This window comes from Christensenella sp., assembly GCF_034927525.1.
GTDB lineage: Bacteria > Bacillota > Clostridia > Christensenellales > Christensenellaceae > Christensenella.
On record NZ_JAYFPU010000080.1, the window covers coordinates 1 to 19,467 of the forward strand.

Genomic DNA, 19,467 nt, shown 5'->3' on the forward strand with positions numbered 1-19,467 from the left:
TTGATTTTCGCCGTCTTATGGGGGCGTTTCTTTCCAATGTGTCGTCCGGCACATCAGAGGGCGGCAGCACCATCACCCAGCAGCTCGTCAAAAACAAACTGCTTTCAAACGAACGTTCTTACAAGCGTAAACTGCAGGAAGCTTACCTTGCAACAGAGCTTGAGAAAAAGTACACCAAGGACGAGATCCTCGAAGCCTACCTCAACGCGATCCCCTTGGGCGGTACGGTGTACGGCGTGAAAACCGCTGCTAAGGATTATTTTGCCAAAGACCTGTCCGAGCTTAATTTGCGCGAAATGACCATGATCGCTGCGATCACGCAAAACCCGACCAAGTATAACCCGCGTCTTGCGACGTATAAATATCCGGAGCATCTGCCCGGCCTTATCAACCGCATGAATATCATTGCGGAGCGTATGTATTGGGCAGGTATGATCACCGAGGAAGAATATCAGGCCGTACAGATCCCCGCTGCGGATTATCTGGCGCCCGAGTGCCTTGTGCCCGGATATACCGGCGATAAGATACTAAAGGATGGCTACCTTGATACATGGAAGGAAATGATGAACATACAGCCCGAGTCTCCTGCCAACGAGCTGTATTTGTACCCGCACTTTGTGGAATATGTGATAAACGACGTACAGACCTTCCTGCTGAAAAAAGAAGGGCTCGAGGATACGGAAGCAAACCGCCAGAAGGTCGACCGTGAAATGCGCGCGGGCGGTTATGAGATCTATACCACGCTCAATCCGACGATTCAGGATACCGTACAAAACACGCTTGCGAATTACGATAATTATCCCAAGCTTCCAGATGGTGTCGCGACAGAGATCACCGACAGCAACGGTATCGTCACCCCGCAGCCACAGTCCGCAGCAGCTGTTATCGACAACGAGACCGGTTATCTTGTGGCGATCGTCGGTTCAAAAGACACGCCGACCATCCGCCGCAGCATCAACCGTGCGAATGAAGGTCTGCAGGTTGGTTCTTCCATGAAACCGCTCGCCGTATACGGCCCTGCCTTTGATCTGGGTTACGGTCCTGTTTCTTCCGTGGCAAACATCCCTGTACCCATCACAGGCTGGCTCATAAAAGACGGCAGCGAAGGCGCTCCTGACATTACAGGTACGCAAGGTCCGATGATGATGCGCGACGCGATTGTCGATTCGCGTAATGTTGCCGCGGCGCGTACGCTTATGGATTACGTAACCATCGATAAATCCGTAGAATACCTGCACTTGTTGGGTATCCCCGATGAAAATATTACACCCACGGGCGTAGGGCTTGCGCTCGGCGGTTCTGAGGTCACACCCATTCAAATGACGGCAGCCTATGCCGCCATTGCCAACGAGGGTGAATACCGCCAGCCCGTTTCCTTTACAAGCGTGCGCGACGCGAACAAGAACGTGATCATCGATACGACGACCGATCGTGACGTACATCAGGCGTTCAAACCGAGTACCGCTTATATGCTGACAGATGTGCTCGAACAGGCCGTGCGCGAAGGTACGGGAACGGATGCCAACCTCAGCGGCATGACGACCGCAGGTAAGACAGGTACGGTAGGCGACAACAAAGGAATTACATTTGCGGGCTACACGCCTTACTATACCTCAATGGTCTGGGTTGGCCACGATCAAAATAAATCGCTTGGCAAGAAGTATTTTGGCGGCGGCGCGCCCGCAGAACTGTGGAACCAGTATATGCAGAAGATCCACGAAAACCTACCGGATAAGCAGATCATCGACGGCACGCCCGAAGACTTCAATATCAATACGAATGCAAGGGTGTGCGCATACACCAACTTAGCACCCGGCGCGGGCTGCCCTGTATTCACCGGATGGATGCTCAGCGGAACAGAGCCGACAAAGGTATGCGACCTGCACTCATCCTCCACGATCAAAATGTGCGGTGTTTCAGGCAAACGCTTTATTGAAGGCGTGTGTCCCGAGGAGACGGCTTACGAATTTATTGTGAGCTCGTTCCCTGCCGATTCACCATACGCCAAGTGGAAGGGCTCCGGTTCGGGTCTTGCGACCGCGACCGACCCAAGCGTTGCCGAAGGCGGAACGTCCTATTCGTCGGGCGGCGATCCGAACACGGATTGCGACGTGCACTTCCCCGGCTGGAACACGCCGGTAGAAACGCCCGAACCTTCACCATCGGCCACTGTGCCGCCGGCGCCGACGCATACACCGGCGCCCACGCCTCCTGCACCTACCACGGATCCTGCCGCCGGAGGCTGATCAGATTGTAAAACAAAAGGGACTGTCGTATGACAGTCCCTTTTTTATGATCTTTTCTATTTTGCCGCCTGTGCTCCAAGGTCAAGTGCCTTTTCATTCATAGGGATCAGGTGTGCTTTTTTCTCACCCATGATCTTCGCCAGGCATTCAATGATCGTCTTGTTATCAACGATATGGCTGCATTCATTGTATGCGCCCAGCATGACCATATTCGCAGCCTTGACGCTGCCCGCCTGCTCCGCTAAAGTGTTCGCCGGTACCTTGACCACTTTGATGTCGTCCCTTTGGGGCTCTACCTCGATGAGGTCGCTGTCCATCAGAAGCACTCCACCCGGCTTTAAATCTTTTTCATATTTCTCCAGCGACGGCCTGTTCATCACGATCACGCAATCCGCTTCCACTACCACAGGGGAACCGACTTCCTCGTCGGACACCACTACGTTGCAATTCGCCGTGCCGCCACGCATTTCCGGGCCATATGACGGCAACCACGAAACATTCTTGCCTTCATTCATACCCGCGTAAGCAATGATCTGCCCCGCAAGAAGTACGCCCTGTCCGCCGAAGCCTGCCAAAATAATCTGTTCTGTCATGATTATTTTCCCTCCTTCGTTACGCCCAAAGGATATTGGGGGATCATGTTTTCTTTCAGCCAGTCAAGCGCTTCTACCGGATTTAGGCCCCAGTTTGTCGGGCATGTGGAAAGGATTTCTACCATAGAGAAGCCCTTACCCTGCATCTGGTATTCAAACGCTTTTTTGATCGCTTTTTTTGTCTTGATGACATTGGCCACGTCATGTGTAGACGTCCGTTCAATGTAATACGCGCCGTCAAGCGTGCCAAGCATCTCCGCCATACGCACGGGAAGTCCCTGTGTCTCCGCGTTCCTGCCGTAAGGGGACGTCGTCGTGACCTGCCCCACCAGCGTCGTCGGCGCCATCTGTCCACCTGTCATGCCGTAGATCGCGTTGTTGACAAAGATCGTTGTGATCTTTTCTCCTCTTGCCGCTGCGTGTACAATCTCCGCCGTACCGATGGATGCAAGGTCGCCGTCACCCTGATAAGTAAAAACAAGGTCTTCCGGACAGGTACGCTTGATACCTGTTGCAACCGCTGGCGCACGTCCGTGTGCCGCTTCCATCATATCGCAGTTGAAGTAATTATATGCGAATACCGCACAACCGACCGGTGCAACACCGACCGCCTTATCTTCCATGCCCAGTTCTTCGATGCACTCAGCCACCAGCCTGTGGATGATACCATGCGTACATCCGGGACAATAATGGAAGGGCACGTCCGTTAACATTTTTGTTTTCTGAAATACCTTCGTCATGATCATTTGCCCTCCTTCAGCTTAAGAAGCGCTTTCAAAACAGCGTCGGGAGTGGGAATAAAGCCGCCTGTTGTGCCGTAAAATTCAACCGGCACCTTTCCGTTTACGGCAAGCTTCACATCTTCTAACATCTGCCCTGTATTCATTTCCACACACAGCATTCCTTTGACGTGCTCTGCCGCTTTCGCAAAAGCCTCCGACGGGAACGGCCATAAGGTGATCGGGCGGATCACGCCTACCTTAACACCCATCTCGCGTGCCTTTAATGCTGTATTCTTCGCGATACGCGCCGTTGTACCGAATGCCGCAATCACATAGTCCGCGTCTTCCGTCATAAATTCCTGCACGCGCGTTTCGTTCTTTGCGATCTCTGCGTACTTCGCCTGCAGCTCGTCATTGACCGCCTTCATCGCATCCGCTTCGATGTACAGCGAATTGACGATATTACGCGGACGGGATTTATCCTTCCAGCCATTTGCCGCCCACGTTTTCTCGGGCAGGTCACGACCTTTTCTCTCTGTAAACTCGACCGGCTCCATCATCTGACCGATCATACCGTCTCCTAAGATCATGACCGGGATACGGTATTGGTCTGCAATATCAAAGCCCTCTGCGACAAGATCCGCCGCCTCCTGCACGCTGCTCGGCGCCAGCACCACCAGATGGTAATCGCCGTGTCCGCCGCCTTTTGTCGCCTGGAAATAGTCCCCCTGCGACGGCAGGATACCGCCAAGCCCCGGCCCGCTGCGAATGATATTCACGATCAGGCAGGGAAGCTGTGCACAAGCGATGTAGCTGATCCCTTCCTGCTTTAGGCTGATGCCCGGGGAAGAAGAAGAAGTCATCACGCGCGCACCGGCGCCCGCCGCGCCATACACCATATTGATCGCGGAAACTTCGCTCTCTGCCTGAATAAATGTCCCGCCGATCTGGGGCATACGCTTGGACATATATTCAGGAACCTGATTCTGAGGCGTGATCGGATATCCGAAAAAGTGCGTACAGCCCGCTTTGATCGCAGCTTCCGCAATCGCCTCGTTTCCTTTCATTAATACCTTATCCATAAGTCTTTATCACCTTTATCCTAAAAATTTGATAGAAATTATTTGTCCACTTCGAGTGCACAATCCGGGCACATGCGCGCACACGCCGCACAACCAATGCACTCGTCCGGCCGCTCGATGCCGATCGGATGGTATCCCTTTGCATTCAGATGCGATTTATCGATCGCCAGCAGCTTTTTGGGGCATGCCCCGATACACAGGCCGCAGCCCTTACATGTATCTTCGTAGATTGTTAACTTTGCCATTTTCTCATCACCTTTTATATGTAAATTTTTTAGCATTTTTACTTAACTTTGCCCAAAAGGCACCCTTATAGAGTATCACTTTTCATGTGTAGCGTCAACAAGCCAGTCGGGAAAAGTGTAGATGCTGAGCGGGATTTGCGGGATTGTGTAGCCCGCTTCGCTGAAAGCTGCCAAGATTTCCGGCTTGCCCGAAACGTACACGATCGGCGTATCTGTTTTCGCGCTCACTTGCTCACACACCTTCTGTCCATGAAGCAGATCCTGCACGCTGCTTTCGCGTCCTAAGTTCGTATTATTGATAATGCCGTCGATCTTCAGGCGCACGCGCGCGCTGATCTGTCCCATCATGTCAATGATCTCTTCCGCCGTCCGCTGCAGCGGCCTGCGCGCGTTCACCACATAATAAAGCATCGTTTCTTCACGTACCGGCTGAAATTTCTGTAAAAGCCCGCCAAGCGCCGCCGCGCCTACCGGGTCGCCGCCTGCGTCGAATACCGCCGTCTCACTTTCGAAGGCCGCCATCACCTCTGCCGAAAGGACGGGCACATCTACGTTCGTGTTTGCGTACGGCGGCGCGATCAGGCGCACACCGTGCTCTTTTAATAATTCTTCGCTTTCCGCACTGCGAAAATACGGATTGACGACATCCATATCGACAAGCGTCGTCTGCTTTGTTTGTGCAAGCTTGAGCGCCGTATTGAGCGATATTTCCGTCTTGCCGCTGCCATAATTCCCTGCAAATATATTGAATCTTTTCATCCATTTCTCCTGTCTAAAACGGCGCGTCATACGCGCCGTTTTTCATCCTATCATCGGTCTCCTACGAGATCGTCACCGTCACCGTTGCAGGCGTTGCCGCTACCTTCACGCCAAGATCCGGCTCGTTTTCAAACTTGACCGGCACATTTTCGTGTACCCCCTTTGTCAGCCCGGACAGATCCACAAACGGTTTCAGCTTTGACGCGGAGAACGCCGCTAAGGCTTCCTCCGTCCCTGAAACATCGATATCGATGTTGGCAGGGTCTATCTTTGCGCTCAGGCCATCGTTCAGATTTTTGGTCGCGATCTTCACCGCGGAATAGATGCTGTGCTCTTCCGGCTGGGCAATCGTCAGCTGCACCTGTACCTTTGCCGGAACCGCAGCGATCACGCCATCCGGCAGCTTCACACTCGCTTCCACGATCATATCGCCCGAAGCATTGTCAAGCGTGATCGTATCCAGCGTTACACTGCTGATTGCCTCCAACAGTTCCATATCGCCCGCAAGATTGATGCTTGCCGGCTCCACACTCACATTCGTAATCTTATATCCCGCCGCAAGCCCTGTCGTCGTATTTTGAATCGCCGTCGTATCGATCGCTACTAGTTTTTTGGGATAAACCGGCATTTCTACAATCACCGACGGAACGCCGCTGAACAGATTGCTCTCTTGCTCCTCGTCTTTGTCGTTTACAAACGACACCTTGTAGCTTGCTTTTGCGGATTCGGTCAGGTCGCCGATGTCAACCGTGCACACCGCTTTCGCCACCTTCTCCACATTCGATTGCGCCCCTGTTACTGTGACAAACGCCTCCGAGAGAACCGGTTCACCATAATACAACCAGTCTTTCTCACTTCCCGTCGTCTTGACTTCCACAGGTACTTCCTTAGAAACGATCTCCTCCACGACCACCGTGATAGAGCTCGGGGTCACTTTCGTAATTTTACAATCCTTTAACATGGGGATCGCATTCACCTGCAGCGTGTACTCGCCCGGCGTTTTGATGCTTGAAAGATCGACGCTCGCCTGTATCATATTTTCAGTCAGATATTGCAGCGCGTCCGCAGGCGCGGAGGCAGTGACCTCTGCCGTTTTCAGCAGGTCTGAAAGGGGCACTGTCGTCGTCAGGTTATTCTGCTTCAATTCGTCCGCCGCCGTATAAGTGACGGGAATACTCGCAAACGTTTTTGACATATACGGGTTGGTAGACGCGATCATAAAGCTCCACAGAATGAAAGCAAAGACCACGGCTCCCACTTTCATTTTCCAGTTGTGGATGAACACGCGTTTTAAAACATCTATGAACCTGCTCATTCGTCGTCACCCACCTTCCGTTTGAATTTGGAAGCAGTGAGTTTCTTTGTCGGTTTTTCTTCCGTTTCCGGTATATATAACTCAGATAATATCTCCTTGAGCATTTTTGCGTCGATATAACGCTTTAATACGCCGTCATACACAAATGAAATGATACCCTTTTCTTCGGAAACGACAAGAACATAGGCGTCCGACACTTCTGAAACGCCCAACGACGCCCTGTGGCGCGTTCCCAGCTCCTGTGCGATCTGCTTATTATCGGAAAGCGGCAAAAAACAGCCTGCCGCAAGTATCTTATCCCCACGCAGGATCATTGCGCCGTCGTGCAATGGCGTATTTGGATAAAAAATATTCTCGATCAGCTCGCTGGAGATATCCGCTTCTAAAACAGTGCCCGATTCCATCACGTCCCCGAGGCCCGTTTTACGCTCGAACACAAGGATCGCGCCCACCTTTTGTTTGGACATACTGAGCACCGCGCGCGAAATTTCTTCGATCATTTGCTCCGCTTTTTGCACATCGATCTGCGATTTGCTGGCAAAAGAAAATATCTTCCCACGCCCCAGCGTTTCAAGCGCCCGCCTTATTTCCGGCTGAAACAATATCACGATCAAAACAGCGCCCGCTGTCAGGATCGCGTTAAACAGCCATGAGGCTGTCTTTAAATCAAATACAACGAATAACCGCGCCAGGATCAGTATGACGCCCAGCCCGATCAACACCCGTATCGCCCGCGTCTTCGCGAGCAGCTTGATGACCCAGTAAAGAATGACGGCAACGATGATGATATCAAGCGCGTCGCGCCATGTAAAGGCCAGCAAACTGTTTACAAGCGGTTCTACGAAGTTCTCCAAATTACTCTCCCTTGTATTCCTTCTTCTCGCACATCAGCATCGTCAGGTCGTCCTCCGGATTGCTGTGCAGTTCTTCGCGTACTTCTTCAATGAACGCCTTACTGTCAAACTCCTCTTTCCCAAGCATTTCAAACAGCCGTTCCTTAACCTTCGGATCGCTGTGGATGTCATCCACTCCGTCCGAATAGATGAGAAAACGCATTCCATCCTCAAATGTAAATGTCCCGTTTTCAAACGGCGTATCCAAAAACCAGTCGCAAAGTGGATGCGACGGCATATATAGTTCCCTGTATTCCCCGTCTTTGTAGAGTACGGGCATGACCGACAACCCCGCGTTGGAGTATGCCGCTTCGTTGGTGTTTAGGTCGATCACCGTGATAAAGGCGGTGATGTAGATCGCGTCGGACAGATTCAGATCCAAAAATTCATGCTCCGCATAATCGAGGATTTCCGATGGCTTAAAGTAACCCATCAGGCAAGCCGCGCGCACAACCCTCGAGAAAAACACAGACAGCATCGCAGGCATCACGCCGTGTCCCGATACATCCGCTAAGTATATAACGAGCTTGTCATCGTATACAGTGCAGTCATAAATATCCCCGCCGACCGCTTCACACGGAAAAAATCCCGCTGTCAGCTCATACCCGCACCCCACCTTGGGCATCGTACTCTTGACGAGCGCTTCCTGCAATTTACGCGCAAGCTGCAAATCCTTTTGCATCTTCGCGTTCTGCATCAACAGATTTTGTTTGATGTTATAATCAAGCGTAATATCGCGAAATACTTCCACCGCAGCAATATTGGAGCCATCCGGCCCTTTTAAAGGCGATACCGTCACCGAATATACGCGCCCCGCTACTTTACGCGTCAGACGCTTGGGGCCGCCTTCTTCCAGCACTTCACGCGAAAGACAGTGCTCGCACGGCGCATCCTGATGAAACGGCTCGTAGCACTTATGGTCTTCTGTACAGCCAAACCGCTTCTTGAACGCTTCATTCGCCATAACGACCCTGCCATCCCTTGAGATGACGCGCACCATGTCGCTCATCGCACCCAAAACAGATGCCAGATATTCCGTTTCGTTCATAATCGTATTCATAAAGCTATTCGTCCTCAATTTCGTCCAAGTATTCCTGTAGCTTCATAATATCAAGGCTCATATCGCTGCAACGCTCATTTTGCAAAAGGATGTCGCCATCCGTAAGTGGCTTGCCAAGCGCAATGCGCTGCGCACTCATCTTATTGAGCTTCTCGCGTTCCTCCGCAAACACCTGCATCTTTTCATCCAGTTTACGAAGCGCTTCCCTTTTTTGTGCAGTGCAGACCTCTTTGTCCTTTTCCTTCATTGACTCTCCTCGTCATTCGTCGGCAATTTTTGCCGATAAAATACCGTCTAAGCGAAAAACGCGGAGCCCCTTTTTCTGCATACAATATACCGTCACACTCTGTTCCGTGATTTTTCTTACATAAACACGCCGCTGCGATATCCCCTTGGCTCCCTCGTAGATCACGATGGCAGGCCGATCCTCCCGCAGGCAAAGCGCTAATGTTTTTAAAATAATATCGTTCATCCTGTTGTACCTCCCTTTATACTATCATATATGTTGTGTTTTGTTAACAAAAATAACGTAAATTTTTTATGTCCTTTCTTCTGTTCCATGCTATAATAGGTGCAGGTATATTTTATGGACGGATTGTTTTTAACAACGAATAACCTGATTGGAACCATAGCGTTTTTCGCGGGCGTGGTATTGCTTTTGTCCGAGTTGCTCAGAAAAGGTTTGTCGCGCGTTAGTTTTGCAGCGTACGCCTGTTTTGTACTAAGCAGTATCTTCCTGTCGGACAACGTTTTGTTTTGTGTACTCACCATCGCGGGACTGAGTGCACTGTTTTTGATTTTGCTTTATTTTTACCGCCGCGAGCAAAAACAACTGCAAAAGAATAAAAAAGAAGTGGACGAGGACCAGCCATGAAAACCTGCCCGATCTGTAAAACAAAATTTGAAGATTCCGCAGATTTTTGTCCCAAGTGCAAAGCGCAGCTTGAGGAAGAAAAAGTCGTAGTGAAAAAGGAAAAAGAAAAGATCCCCAAATCTTTCTGGTTTACCTTGCTGGGTGTTTTTGGGTTCATATTGCTCGTCATACTCGTATACAACATTATGTATGCGGGCATTGCGTAAAATGAAAATCACCGGAGGACAGGCATGGGAAAACTGAAAAATCTCGCAAAAGTCGCGGGGAAACTAAAAAGCAGAAAGTGGAAGCGCGTACGCGCGATCATCCGCGACTATGGGATGCGCGAATTTTTGCGTCGTGTAAAAGAGAAGATGCGTTATGGGGATATGGCGAAAAGCGTGTACCAGCGTATTTCTGTCATCACCAATGAATCGTATATCAAAAATCCTCACGATCCGTCAGGCTTTTTTCCTGAGCAGCAAGTCAGCTTTACAGCCATTCCCGCTTCCGTCAACGTCGGGCGGGTGGATATCCTGACGCAAAGCAAAAATACGCAGGATACATTGAAAATGACCGTCAAAGCCCCAAATGGCAAGACGCTGTTAGAGACAATTTCTTCCGAAGTCAAAGACAACGATTACACGGTTTTTACCTTTTTACCGATCCTGCGGACAGTCAATACCCCTCTTACCTTTACGTTCACGGCTTCTTCTTCCGAAAGCGGTGTGCTCGTGAACCGTCGTAAAAAGAAACATGGCTTTGACGTGGCGGGAGGCGGCAGCGTTGCTTGCAGGATATATGTCCAGTTCGACGCAGAGTACCTGTACTGGATGAAAAACAACACACCCACAGAAGAAGAATACACAGCGCAGCGCAGCCATGTCTTCGAGTATGCGCCAAAGGTCAGCATCATCGTGCCTTTATACAATACACCCGAGCACTTTTTCCGCGAGATGATCGATTCCGTAGTCGGTCAGACCTATCCGAACTGGGAGCTGTGCTTAGCGGACGGCAGTACGGAGGCAAACGATCTTAAAAACATCGTCACTTCTTATAACGACGACCGCATCGTTTACAAAAGGCTTGAAACAAATGAAGGAATTTCAGGCAACTCCAACCGCGCGATCGCAATGGCGACGGGTGAGTATGTGGCGCTGCTCGATCACGATGATACGCTTATGCCGCAGGCGCTTTACGAAAATATTTCCCTGATCAACAAGGACAGGGACTATGAATTCATCTATTCGGACGAGGACAAGATCACGGAGGACGGCAGCAGGCGCTTCGATCCGTTCTTCAAGCCGGACTTTGCGCCCAATATGTTTCTTGCATTCAACTATATCACACACTTTGTGGTCATGAAAAAATCGCTGCTCGACGAAATCGGCTACTTCAATGCGCAGTTCAACGGCGCACAGGATTACGACCTCTTTTTGCGCGCGACTGAAAAAGCCAAAAAGGTTGGTCATATCGGCGACATCCTTTACCATTGGCGCATATCCGAAACGTCTACAGCCTTTTCGTCAGACACCAAGAGTTACACTGTCGAAGCGGGCAAAAAAGCGCTTGAGGCGGCATTTGTACGCCGTGGGCTAAGCAATGCACACGTAGCCTGTAACACGCTCGACAACTACTACATCACAAGCTACGACATCCCTGCGCCGCATCCGCTTGTTTCTATCATCATTCCAAACAAGGATGAGCCTGCGACGCTCAAAAAATGTATCGATTCGATTTTATTGAGGTCGACATACGATAATTATGAGATCCTTGTGGTGGAAAACAACAGCACCGGCCAAGAGATTTTTTCGTATTATGAAAAACTAAAGCAGCAGCAAAATATCCGCATCATCACCTGGGACGGCATTTTTAATTACGCGGCGATCAATAATTTTGCCGCGCAGCAGGCCAAAGGCGAATTATTGCTGTTCCTCAATAACGACGTGTCGATCATTTCTCCCGACTGGCTGGAGCAAATGGTCATGCACGCGGTACGCAGCGAGATCGGCGCGGTGGGCGCAAAGCTATATTATCCGGACGACACCATCCAGCACGCGGGCGTTGTTTTAAAGATCGGCGCGGTCGCCGGACATTCCCACAAGCATCTTGACCGCTGGGACGTCGGTTCGTTTGGCCGTATGACGTTCGTGCAGGATGTAGCGGGCGTGACCGCCGCCTGCCTGATGGTCAGGAAAAATGTGTTTGAGGAGGCCGGCGGCTTTGACGAACAGTTCGTCGTTGCTTTCAATGATGTAGACCTATGCCTTAAGATACGCGAAGCAGGCTATATCAATTTGTTTACGCCGTTTGCCGAGCTTTACCACTACGAATCCAAAACGCGCGGCTATGAGGAAACACCTGAAAAGATCAAGCGATTTGAAGGCGAACAAAAAAAATGGCTTGCCAAATGGGATAAAAAATACCCGTATGATCCCTTGTACAGCAAAAATCTGACGCGTGAGTTTGAGGATTATTCCGTTAATCCCAACCGGACGCGCGAGGACTAAAGATTGCTAAACGAAGTCTAAAATGTTAGAATAATAAAGTTATGGATACGAACAAAATAACCGTCCTTTTGACGGGCGCAGACGAAACTTTATTACAGCAATTAACGCAGGCAGGCTTTCATGTCTTAAGAGAACGCCCGGACATGACGGTACGCGCCTTTTTTACCCAAGCGCTCGAGCAGTCCGACGCGTCCATTTTTGTTCGTGCAGACGCTTCCGAAGGGTTTGATACAGACGACATCACCAATGTTGCACAGGCCGCTCTTTCTGACCCGCAAAAGGTGTATGTTGGCGCACGTGAACAGACGGTCAAAAAATCCCTTGCACAGAATATTTACGGTTTCTTGTCAGGGATCGAGGCACAGGACGTGTGTTCCTCGCTTTTCGCTATGTCACGTGAAAATTTAGAGCTCATGACGCATATGAAAAGCAAGGATAAGGCGTTTTGTTCCAATATCCTTTTGGAGGCGCGCGAAAAAAATTTGGTGATCGTGGATATTCCTACACAGGCCAAGATCGATGTCGCGCCAGGCTGGGACTTGCTCACTTCGTCTTTTAAGCTGTATCTTGTATTCATCAAATTCAGCATCGCCGCGTTCATTGCCTATCTGGTGGATATCGGCACATTCTATTTGTTCCAGAAGCTTTTTTCGTTTTTAGACGATGAATTTAAAATACTGACAGCGACCGTGATCTCAAGGATTTTGTGCTCTATTGCAACGTACCTATTGAATCGGGGCGCTGTGTTCAATTCCCAGGCCCGCTCACGCGGTACGGTCGTACGTTTTGTGATCCTCGCCGTAGGACAGCTCATCGTTTCGTGGCTGCTTGTATGGGGCATCGGCTCGCTTCTCGGTGGCGGCGACGAAGTCAATACACTGCTTAAGGTCGTCGTCGATCTTGTCATCTTCATTGCGAGCTTTTCCATCCAGCGCGACTGGGTATTCAAAGAATCAAAAGGCCTTTTAAAATAACGGTATCGTTGAGGTGCGGCCATGTACCGGGTAGAAAATCTTACTTACCGCGACATCCTGCATATCACAGACCTGCACTTTTCCAGCGGACGCTCGACTGCGGTCACCGGCTCCTCTGGTGCAGGTAAAACGACGCTTTTAAAGCTGCTCGACGGTCTTTATCTGCCGGACAGCGGACAGATTTTTTTTGACGGACAGGATATCCGCACCATCAAAAACCTGCGCAGGCGTGTTACAATGGCCGCTCAATCCCCCGTGATCTATGAGGGCGACGTCAGCTATAATCTGAAGATCGCTTTTGATTTTGCAGAACGCCCTGTACCGGATGATCCGTTTTTTAAGGAAGTGCTCCGCTGCGTACAGCTTGATGTACCGCTTGATCACGACACCAAGATGTTATCCGGCGGGGAGCAATCGAGATTATGCCTTGCGCGCATACTGGCTCTTAAGAGTGAGACCTACCTCATCGACGAGCCCACCAGCGCGCTTGACGAAGATACACAGCTTAGTGTCATGCGCAACCTGCTTGATTTTACGAAAGCTTTCGGCTCTACCGTGATCCTTGTCACGCACTCCCCCGAAAGCGCGCAGCTGTGCGACCATCACGTCGAGCTTAAAAAAGGGGGAGGATATCAAGGGATTCGGTAGTTATCACCATATGGCAGCTCATTGCCGCTTATATTTTTGTGATCCTGCTTCTGATTTTATTCAGGATACGCGGGATCGATAAAAGCAAACAGGTCGTGGTATCTACGTTGCGTATGACGCTGCAGCTTGTGCTTGCAGGCTACCTTCTGACGCTTGCATTCAACAACCCAAGCTGGTGGCTCACCCTTGCCATCTTTGCGGGCATGCTTGTGTTTGCGGTACTGACGGTCACCTATCGCGCCCCCAAGGAATTACGTCCGGTGGTGAGACGTCCGGTCGCTATCGCTATCGTCATCGGTTCCTCATGTGTCATGGTCTACTTTTTGGCACTGGTCATCGGCGTCAAACCGTGGTATGAGACGAGGTATTTTGTCAGTATCGCGGGCATGGTGCTTGGCAATTCCATGACAGGTGTAGCGCTTTCCATGAATACGCTCATCACAGAATTCAAGCAAAACCGCGGACGTATCGAGCAAGCGCTCATGCTGGGAGCAACGCCCAAGCGTGCCGTTCGTGACAGCATCAACAGCGCGTTTACAAACGCAATCCTGCCCACGCTGACATCCATGCTCACAATGGGCATCGTCACGCTGCCAGGCATGATGACTGGGCAAATCCTCGCCGGTACGCCGCCCGAGCTTGCCGTGCGCTATCAAATCGGCGTAATGCTAGCCATTTTAGGCAGCGTTGCCATCTGCGTGCTCATCTTTCTCACGATGGCCGCACGGTGTTTTACAAAGCGGGAATTCAGAGGCGTAGCCACATAAATAATTTGTTTAATGATATCCCTACGGGGTAAATATATTTTAATAAAACAATAAGTAAATGTAAGGAGTGTGTATTAGAATGAGTATCAAACATATCACCGAAGGACAGTTCGACGCGGAAGTATTACAGGATAAAAATATGGTGCTGGTAGATTTTTATGCAGACTGGTGCGGCCCGTGCAAAATGCTTGCGCCGATCTTAGAAGAAATCGACGGCCAGATCCCCAACCTGAAAATCGTCAAGGTCAATGTCGACGAAGCACAGAATATCGCCAAGGAATACGGCGTTATGTCTATCCCTACCGTTTATCTGTTTGACGGCGGTGCAAAAATGGGTCGTTTCGTGGGCGTAAAGTCCAAAGAAGAAATTATCGACTTCGTAGAAAACGCTTAAGGCATACAGGCGCGATGTATTTCGTGTTTGCATATACCCCCAATCATAAAAAGAGGCTGACCGCTAAAAGCGGCTGCCTCTTTTTATGTACCATATCTTTAAGGAGTAATACGCATATTACATGTGGATCGCTCCACGGCTTACGCCGAGGAACGCTTCCATCAATGTCTCACTGAGTGTAGGATGCGCGTGGATCGTGCTTCCTGCCGCCTCCGCCGTTGCCTCACAGCGCATCGCCATAACCGCTTCTTCGATCATGCTAGACGCTTCCGCACCGATAATATGCACGCCCAGTATCTCGTCCCAGCGTTCGTCGGCGATCACCTTGACAAAACCTTCGCTCTCGCCGAGCGTCAGCGCTTTGCCGTTCGCCGCATAGGGGAACTTGTAAGTCTTGACCGGGATGCCCTGTTCCTTTGCCTGCTTTTCGCTCATGCCCACAAACGCGATCTCGAGGTCTGTAAAGATGCACGACGGGATGGGCTGCTCATCTGCCGATTCAATGCCGCCAAACATGTGCTCAACCGCTAATATTCCCTGCTCGGAAGCCGCATGTGCCAGCTGGAATTTGCCGTTGATATCACCGATCGCATAAATGTTGCCGACACTGGTGCGCATCAGCTCGTCCACTTCCACACAGCCCTTGGGCGTACGTTTTACGTCGAGCTTATCAAAGCCGCTGCCTTCGGCGCTTCTGCCAACCGCTTCGAGCATCATCTCCGCTTCCATCGTTTCTCCGCTGGAAAGCTTGATCGTATATTTCCCGTTTCCTTCTTTGATCTCGTCGCACGTCGTGCCCGTCAGCAGGTTGATACCGCTCTTTTTCATGTGCTTCGCAAGTGTATCGGCAACTTCATCGTCCGTCATGGGCAATATCTGATCCATCAGCTCTACGACTGTCGTTTTTACGCCAAAGGAGTTGAAGATGCACGCCATTTCGCAGCCGATCACGCCTCCGCCGATGATCACGATGGATGCGGGCAGCTTGTCGATATCAAGAATCTGATCCGTGTTCAGAAGTTTCACGTCCGTCTTGACAACAGAAGCCGGTTTTGCGCCCGTCGCCAGCAACATGAATGCGCACGTATATGCCTTATCGCCGACTTTGACTTCGTTTGCCTTCTCGATCACCGCTTCGCCAGCAATGAGCTCTACTTTGTTTTTCTTAAAGAGGCCGCCCACGCCGTTTGTAAGCTGCTTCACGATCTTGTTTTTCCTGTCCAGAATCTTCTTCCAGTCAAAGGATGAGCCGCTTACGGAAATACCGAATTCGTCCGAATTCTGGATATCCTTCCAGTGCTTCGCGCTTGCATAGTACGCCTTTGTGGGGATACATCCGCGGTTTAAGCATGTGCCACCCACCGTATCCTTTTCCACGACCGCTACCTTCGCGCCCAGCTGTGCCGCGCGGATCGCCGCGACGTAGCCGCCCGGGCCTGCACCGATAACGATCAGGTCATAGTCAAAGCTTCCTTCCGGCCGTTTTGCCTTTTCCTTTGCCACTGCTTTTTTTGCCGGAGCCGCTGCTGTCGGAGTAGCTGCCACGGGTGCGGGTGCTGTCGCTGTAGTTTGTGCTTCCTGCGCCGGAGCCGCTGCGGATTTATCTACTTCCGGAATCTCCTCGCCTTCTTCGCCGATAAACGCAACCGGCTCGTTGACCGGAGCCGTTTCTCCTGCGCCATAATATATCTTCAAAATCTTGCCGGAATACAGTACATCCACTTCAAGCGAAGTCTTATCCGTTTCCACTTCAAAGATGTAGTCGCCCTTTTCTACCGTCGCTCCCTCGTCTACCAACCATTTTATGATCTTGCCCTCAGCCATCGTCATACCGAGCTTAGGCATCGTAATAAAATTACCCATTTTATTCTTCCTTTCTACTCTGCTTTAGTCAAGCAACTGATCCGGATTTTCGATAATGTCACGGAAATCCTTCAAGAATTTTTCGCCTGTCGTCCCGTCGATGTGCCTGTGGTCAAGCGTCAAGCTTAGTCCAAGCATCGGGCGGATACCGATGTCGTTTCCGACTGCCACCGGCTTATTCGTCATGTTGCCGATCCCGATGATCGCGCTTTCCGGTACGTTGATGATGGGCGTGAAATACTGCACCGGTGTGCGTCCGTAGTTGGAGATGGAGAACGTCCCGCCGGAGTATTCGTCCGGCGCCAGCTTCCCGTCACGCGCCCGCGTCACCAGGTCTTCACGCGCCTTTGTGATCTCATATAACGACATCATGTGCGCATTTTTCAGGTTCGGTACAATCAGTCCGTCTTCGCCGAGCGATACCGCCAGCCCCACGTTGATATTGCCCTTTATAAGGACGTGATCCTCCATAAAGGACGAGTTGAGCATCGGGTTCATTTTGAGAGCCATCGCGACCGCCTTGATGAACAGGTCGGAAAACGTCGGCTTTACGCCTGTCGCTTCCATACAATCCGCTGTATATTGCTTCATCAGAGGCTTTAGTCTAGAGCAATCCGCCTCACCCATGATCGTATACTGCGCCGCCGTATCGAGGCTTGCCTTCATCTGTTTCGCGATCACCTTGCGCATACCGTTGAGCGGTATGACCTTATCTTCACCCATGAGTGCCTTGTAAGCAAGCACATCCTGCTTGCGCACCATGTCGCCTTCGGCGCTCACCGCGTCAATATCGACGCCCAGATAATCCGCCATCGCACGCGCCAAAAACGTTGCTTTACCGCCCTTAAAAGACTGAACGTCGCTCAGTTGTACATAGCCGCCGATGCCTGTTCCCTTGACCTTCGCAAGGTCAATTTTTCGTTCTCCCGCCACGCGCCTCGCGGCGGGTGTGGACATCACTCTTGTCATTTGCGCGTCCCCCTATTTCAGCAATTCTTTTGCTTTTTCGTAAATCGTCTCCGCCTGCGGAACCACCAACGCTTCAAGCTGCGGGGAATACGGGATCGGGATATCGTCCGCGCCGCCGAATCTTCTTACCGGCCTGTCAAGATAGAAGAACGCTTCGCTGTCGTTAATAATGGACGATACTTCCGCGCCCACGCCGAATTTCTGCACACCCTCATGCGTCACAAGTACACGCCCCGTTTTCTTTGCGGAAGCAACGATTGCCTCCACATCGAGAGGCGATACCGTCCTAAGGTCTAAGACCTCCGCGTCGATGCCGTCTTTTTCGAGCATTTCAGCCGCTTTTAAAGCCTTCAGCACCGTCATTGAATAGCTGATGATCGTAATGTCCTTCCCCTCGCGCTTCACATCCGCTTTGCCGATGGGCAATACATATTCTTCGTCCGGCACCTCGCCCTTCGTGCCGTATAAGAGCTTGTGCTCATAAAATACGATCGGGTTGTCCTCACGGATGGCAGCCTTCAAAAGGCCTTTTACATCATACGGTGTTGCAGGGCATACGACCTTTAAACCCGGCACATGGCAAAACCATGCTTCGAGGCTCTGCGAGTGCTGCGCTGCAGCGCCTGTGCCGCTTCCTTCCGGCGTACGGATCACGAGCGGCATTTTGACCTGTCCGCCCAGCATAAAGCGCTGTTTTGCAGCCTGATTGCAGATAAGGTCCATCGCGACCGTTACGAAGTCAGAGAACATATATTCCACGACCGGACGGTAGCCCGCCATTGCAGCGCCTACCGCGATGCCCGTGAAGCCGCCTTCACTGATCGGCGTATCCATGATCCTGTCCTCGCCGAACTCTTCCAAGAAACCGCGCGTTACACCGAAACATCCGCCGTATACGCCCATGTCCTCTCCCAGTAAGAAGACCTTTTCGTCCCTTTTCATTTCTTCTCTTAAGGCGTCCGAAACCGCCTGTACATAAGTAATTGTACTCATCAAATAACCTCCGTTATGCAAAAACAAGTTTTTTTGCTTCTTCAAGAGTGATCGTTTCCGCGGCTTGCGCATATTCCACAGCTTCTTCGCATTCCTGCTCAACGAGCGCACGGATGTCATCGATGTCTTTTTGCGTAAAGCCGTTTTCCATCATATACTTGCCAAAGGAAATGATCGGGTCTTTTGCCTTCCACTCCGCTTCTTCTTCACGCGTACGATACGCGCGCTTGTCGCTTTTGGAGTGTCCTAAGTAACGGTAGGTTTTTGCTTCGATCAGCGTCGGGCCTTCGCCGCGGCGCGCACGGTCTGCTGCTTCCTTCACCACGTCCATCACCGCAAGGACGTCCGTCCCGTCAACGATCACGCCCGGGATACCGTAAGCCTTCGCCCTTGTCGCAATGTCTTTGACGGATACGCTCTTTTCAACCGGCGTAGACATACCGTACAGATTGTTCTCGCACATATATACAATAGGCAGCTTCCAAAGCGCCGCCATGTTGAGCGCCTCATGGAACAATCCGGAGTTTGTCGTGCCGTCTCCGAAATAGTCGAGGATCACTTTATTACTCTTATCTTTTTTG

The 19,467-nt window shown here is 51.0% G+C and carries 22 protein-coding genes; 8 read left to right on the forward strand and 14 right to left on the reverse strand.

Going from position 1 to position 19,467, the window contains the following annotated elements:
• The coding region (locus VB081_RS02885; RefSeq protein WP_323399345.1) for a transglycosylase domain-containing protein at positions 1 to 2,246 on the forward strand (2,246 nt) is incomplete at its 5' end.
• Positions 2,247 to 2,302: 56 nt separating this feature from the next.
• Here the strand turns inward: VB081_RS02885 and VB081_RS02890 are convergent.
• From VB081_RS02890 to VB081_RS02935, 10 genes are all read right to left on the reverse strand, one after another.
• Positions 2,303 to 2,839 carry a 2-oxoacid:acceptor oxidoreductase family protein gene (locus VB081_RS02890; protein ID WP_323399346.1) on the reverse strand — a complete coding sequence of 179 codons (537 nt, stop codon included), beginning with the start codon at positions 2,837 to 2,839 and terminating at the stop codon, positions 2,303 to 2,305.
• 2 nt (positions 2,840 to 2,841) lie between these two features.
• Complete coding sequence (locus VB081_RS02895; RefSeq protein WP_323399347.1) at positions 2,842 to 3,579, reverse strand: thiamine pyrophosphate-dependent enzyme; 738 nt, start codon at positions 3,577 to 3,579, stop codon at positions 2,842 to 2,844.
• Positions 3,580 to 3,581: 2 nt separating this feature from the next.
• Positions 3,582 to 4,643, reverse strand: a complete 1,062-nt coding sequence (locus tag VB081_RS02900; RefSeq protein WP_323399348.1) for a 3-methyl-2-oxobutanoate dehydrogenase subunit VorB — start codon at positions 4,641 to 4,643, stop codon at positions 3,582 to 3,584.
• A gap of 38 nt (positions 4,644 to 4,681) precedes the next feature.
• Positions 4,682 to 4,888, reverse strand: a complete 207-nt coding sequence (locus VB081_RS02905) for a 4Fe-4S dicluster domain-containing protein (protein ID WP_323399349.1) — start codon at positions 4,886 to 4,888, stop codon at positions 4,682 to 4,684.
• A 75-nt stretch (positions 4,889 to 4,963) separates the two neighbouring features.
• Positions 4,964 to 5,647, reverse strand: coding sequence for a hypothetical protein (locus tag VB081_RS02910; protein ID WP_323399350.1), 684 nt, complete (start codon positions 5,645 to 5,647; stop codon positions 4,964 to 4,966).
• 61 nt (positions 5,648 to 5,708) lie between these two features.
• Positions 5,709 to 6,962, reverse strand: coding sequence for a CdaR family protein (locus VB081_RS02915; RefSeq protein WP_323399351.1), 1,254 nt, complete (start codon positions 6,960 to 6,962; stop codon positions 5,709 to 5,711).
• Complete coding sequence (gene cdaA, locus VB081_RS02920) at positions 6,959 to 7,816, reverse strand: diadenylate cyclase CdaA (RefSeq protein ID WP_323399352.1); 858 nt, start codon at positions 7,814 to 7,816, stop codon at positions 6,959 to 6,961. Before cdaA ends, VB081_RS02915 begins: the two co-directional genes overlap by 4 nt.
• Position 7,817: 1 nt before the next feature.
• Entirely contained in the window at positions 7,818 to 8,915 is a 1,098-nt protein-coding gene (locus VB081_RS02925; protein ID WP_323399353.1) for a SpoIIE family protein phosphatase, read from the reverse strand.
• 4 nt (positions 8,916 to 8,919) lie between these two features.
• Positions 8,920 to 9,162, reverse strand: coding sequence for a hypothetical protein (locus VB081_RS02930; protein WP_323399354.1), 243 nt, complete (start codon positions 9,160 to 9,162; stop codon positions 8,920 to 8,922).
• Positions 9,163 to 9,174: 12 nt separating this feature from the next.
• On the reverse strand, positions 9,175 to 9,387 hold the full coding sequence (locus VB081_RS02935) for a hypothetical protein (protein WP_323399355.1): 213 nt from the start codon (positions 9,385 to 9,387) through the stop codon (positions 9,175 to 9,177).
• Positions 9,388 to 9,501: 114 nt separating this feature from the next.
• Between VB081_RS02935 and VB081_RS02940 the strand changes: the two genes are divergently transcribed.
• The 7 genes from VB081_RS02940 (at position 9,502) to trxA (ending at position 15,061) form a co-directional block, all read left to right on the forward strand.
• Positions 9,502 to 9,789, forward strand: coding sequence for a hypothetical protein (locus VB081_RS02940; protein ID WP_323399356.1), 288 nt, complete (start codon positions 9,502 to 9,504; stop codon positions 9,787 to 9,789).
• A complete protein-coding gene (locus VB081_RS02945) occupies positions 9,786 to 9,995 on the forward strand; it encodes a hypothetical protein (protein ID WP_323399357.1) in 210 nt (69 codons plus the stop codon). The genes VB081_RS02940 and VB081_RS02945 overlap by 4 nt, the downstream gene beginning before the upstream one ends.
• Before the next feature lie 24 nt (positions 9,996 to 10,019).
• Positions 10,020 to 12,278, forward strand: a complete 2,259-nt coding sequence (locus VB081_RS02950; RefSeq protein WP_323399358.1) for a glycosyltransferase family 2 protein — start codon at positions 10,020 to 10,022, stop codon at positions 12,276 to 12,278.
• A gap of 41 nt (positions 12,279 to 12,319) precedes the next feature.
• Complete coding sequence (locus VB081_RS02955) at positions 12,320 to 13,252, forward strand: GtrA family protein (protein ID WP_323399359.1); 933 nt, start codon at positions 12,320 to 12,322, stop codon at positions 13,250 to 13,252.
• A 21-nt stretch (positions 13,253 to 13,273) separates the two neighbouring features.
• Positions 13,274 to 13,900 carry an ABC transporter ATP-binding protein gene (locus VB081_RS02960; RefSeq protein WP_323399360.1) on the forward strand — a complete coding sequence of 209 codons (627 nt, stop codon included), beginning with the start codon at positions 13,274 to 13,276 and terminating at the stop codon, positions 13,898 to 13,900.
• A 20-nt stretch (positions 13,901 to 13,920) separates the two neighbouring features.
• Positions 13,921 to 14,667: an ABC transporter permease gene (locus VB081_RS02965; protein WP_323399366.1), complete on the forward strand. Its 747-nt coding sequence runs from the start codon at positions 13,921 to 13,923 to the stop codon at positions 14,665 to 14,667.
• A gap of 79 nt (positions 14,668 to 14,746) precedes the next feature.
• Positions 14,747 to 15,061, forward strand: coding sequence for a thioredoxin (gene trxA / locus VB081_RS02970; RefSeq protein ID WP_323399361.1), 315 nt, complete (start codon positions 14,747 to 14,749; stop codon positions 15,059 to 15,061).
• A gap of 117 nt (positions 15,062 to 15,178) precedes the next feature.
• Here trxA and lpdA read toward each other — a convergent pair whose 3' ends face one another.
• The 4 genes from lpdA to VB081_RS02990 form a co-directional block, all read right to left on the reverse strand.
• The gene (gene lpdA / locus VB081_RS02975) at positions 15,179 to 16,924 is read right to left on the reverse strand and encodes a dihydrolipoyl dehydrogenase (RefSeq protein ID WP_323399362.1); all 1,746 of its coding nucleotides are present in this window, start codon (positions 16,922 to 16,924) and stop codon (positions 15,179 to 15,181) included.
• A 24-nt stretch (positions 16,925 to 16,948) separates the two neighbouring features.
• Positions 16,949 to 17,893 carry a dihydrolipoamide acetyltransferase family protein gene (locus VB081_RS02980; protein ID WP_323399363.1) on the reverse strand — a complete coding sequence of 315 codons (945 nt, stop codon included), beginning with the start codon at positions 17,891 to 17,893 and terminating at the stop codon, positions 16,949 to 16,951.
• Between the two features lie 12 nt (positions 17,894 to 17,905).
• A complete protein-coding gene (locus tag VB081_RS02985) occupies positions 17,906 to 18,886 on the reverse strand; it encodes an alpha-ketoacid dehydrogenase subunit beta (protein ID WP_323399364.1) in 981 nt (326 codons plus the stop codon).
• Positions 18,887 to 18,899: 13 nt separating this feature from the next.
• Positions 18,900 to 19,467: thiamine pyrophosphate-dependent dehydrogenase E1 component subunit alpha (locus VB081_RS02990; RefSeq protein ID WP_323399365.1), on the reverse strand; the 568-nt coding region annotated here is incomplete at its 5' end.

Coding starts and splice junctions, on each gene's coding strand:
- VB081_RS02890 (WP_323399346.1), bottom strand. CDS start 2,839: ATGACAGAACAGATTATTTTGGCAGGCTTCGGCGGACAGGGCGTACTT.
- VB081_RS02895 (WP_323399347.1), bottom strand. CDS start 3,579: ATGACGAAGGTATTTCAGAAAACAAAAATGTTAACGGACGTGCCCTTC.
- VB081_RS02900 (WP_323399348.1), bottom strand. CDS start 4,643: ATGGATAAGGTATTAATGAAAGGAAACGAGGCGATTGCGGAAGCTGCG.
- VB081_RS02905 (WP_323399349.1), bottom strand. CDS start 4,888: ATGGCAAAGTTAACAATCTACGAAGATACATGTAAGGGCTGCGGCCTG.
- VB081_RS02910 (WP_323399350.1), bottom strand. CDS start 5,647: ATGAAAAGATTCAATATATTTGCAGGGAATTATGGCAGCGGCAAGACG.
- VB081_RS02915 (WP_323399351.1), bottom strand. CDS start 6,962: ATGAGCAGGTTCATAGATGTTTTAAAACGCGTGTTCATCCACAACTGG.
- VB081_RS02925 (WP_323399353.1), bottom strand. CDS start 8,915: ATGAATACGATTATGAACGAAACGGAATATCTGGCATCTGTTTTGGGT.
- VB081_RS02930 (WP_323399354.1), bottom strand. CDS start 9,162: ATGAAGGAAAAGGACAAAGAGGTCTGCACTGCACAAAAAAGGGAAGCG.
- VB081_RS02935 (WP_323399355.1), bottom strand. CDS start 9,387: ATGAACGATATTATTTTAAAAACATTAGCGCTTTGCCTGCGGGAGGAT.
- VB081_RS02940 (WP_323399356.1), top strand. CDS start 9,502: ATGGACGGATTGTTTTTAACAACGAATAACCTGATTGGAACCATAGCG.
- VB081_RS02945 (WP_323399357.1), top strand. CDS start 9,786: ATGAAAACCTGCCCGATCTGTAAAACAAAATTTGAAGATTCCGCAGAT.
- VB081_RS02950 (WP_323399358.1), top strand. CDS start 10,020: ATGGGAAAACTGAAAAATCTCGCAAAAGTCGCGGGGAAACTAAAAAGC.
- VB081_RS02955 (WP_323399359.1), top strand. CDS start 12,320: ATGGATACGAACAAAATAACCGTCCTTTTGACGGGCGCAGACGAAACT.
- VB081_RS02960 (WP_323399360.1), top strand. CDS start 13,274: ATGTACCGGGTAGAAAATCTTACTTACCGCGACATCCTGCATATCACA.
- trxA (WP_323399361.1), top strand. CDS start 14,747: ATGAGTATCAAACATATCACCGAAGGACAGTTCGACGCGGAAGTATTA.
- lpdA (WP_323399362.1), bottom strand. CDS start 16,924: ATGGGTAATTTTATTACGATGCCTAAGCTCGGTATGACGATGGCTGAG.
- VB081_RS02980 (WP_323399363.1), bottom strand. CDS start 17,893: ATGACAAGAGTGATGTCCACACCCGCCGCGAGGCGCGTGGCGGGAGAA.
- VB081_RS02985 (WP_323399364.1), bottom strand. CDS start 18,886: ATGAGTACAATTACTTATGTACAGGCGGTTTCGGACGCCTTAAGAGAA.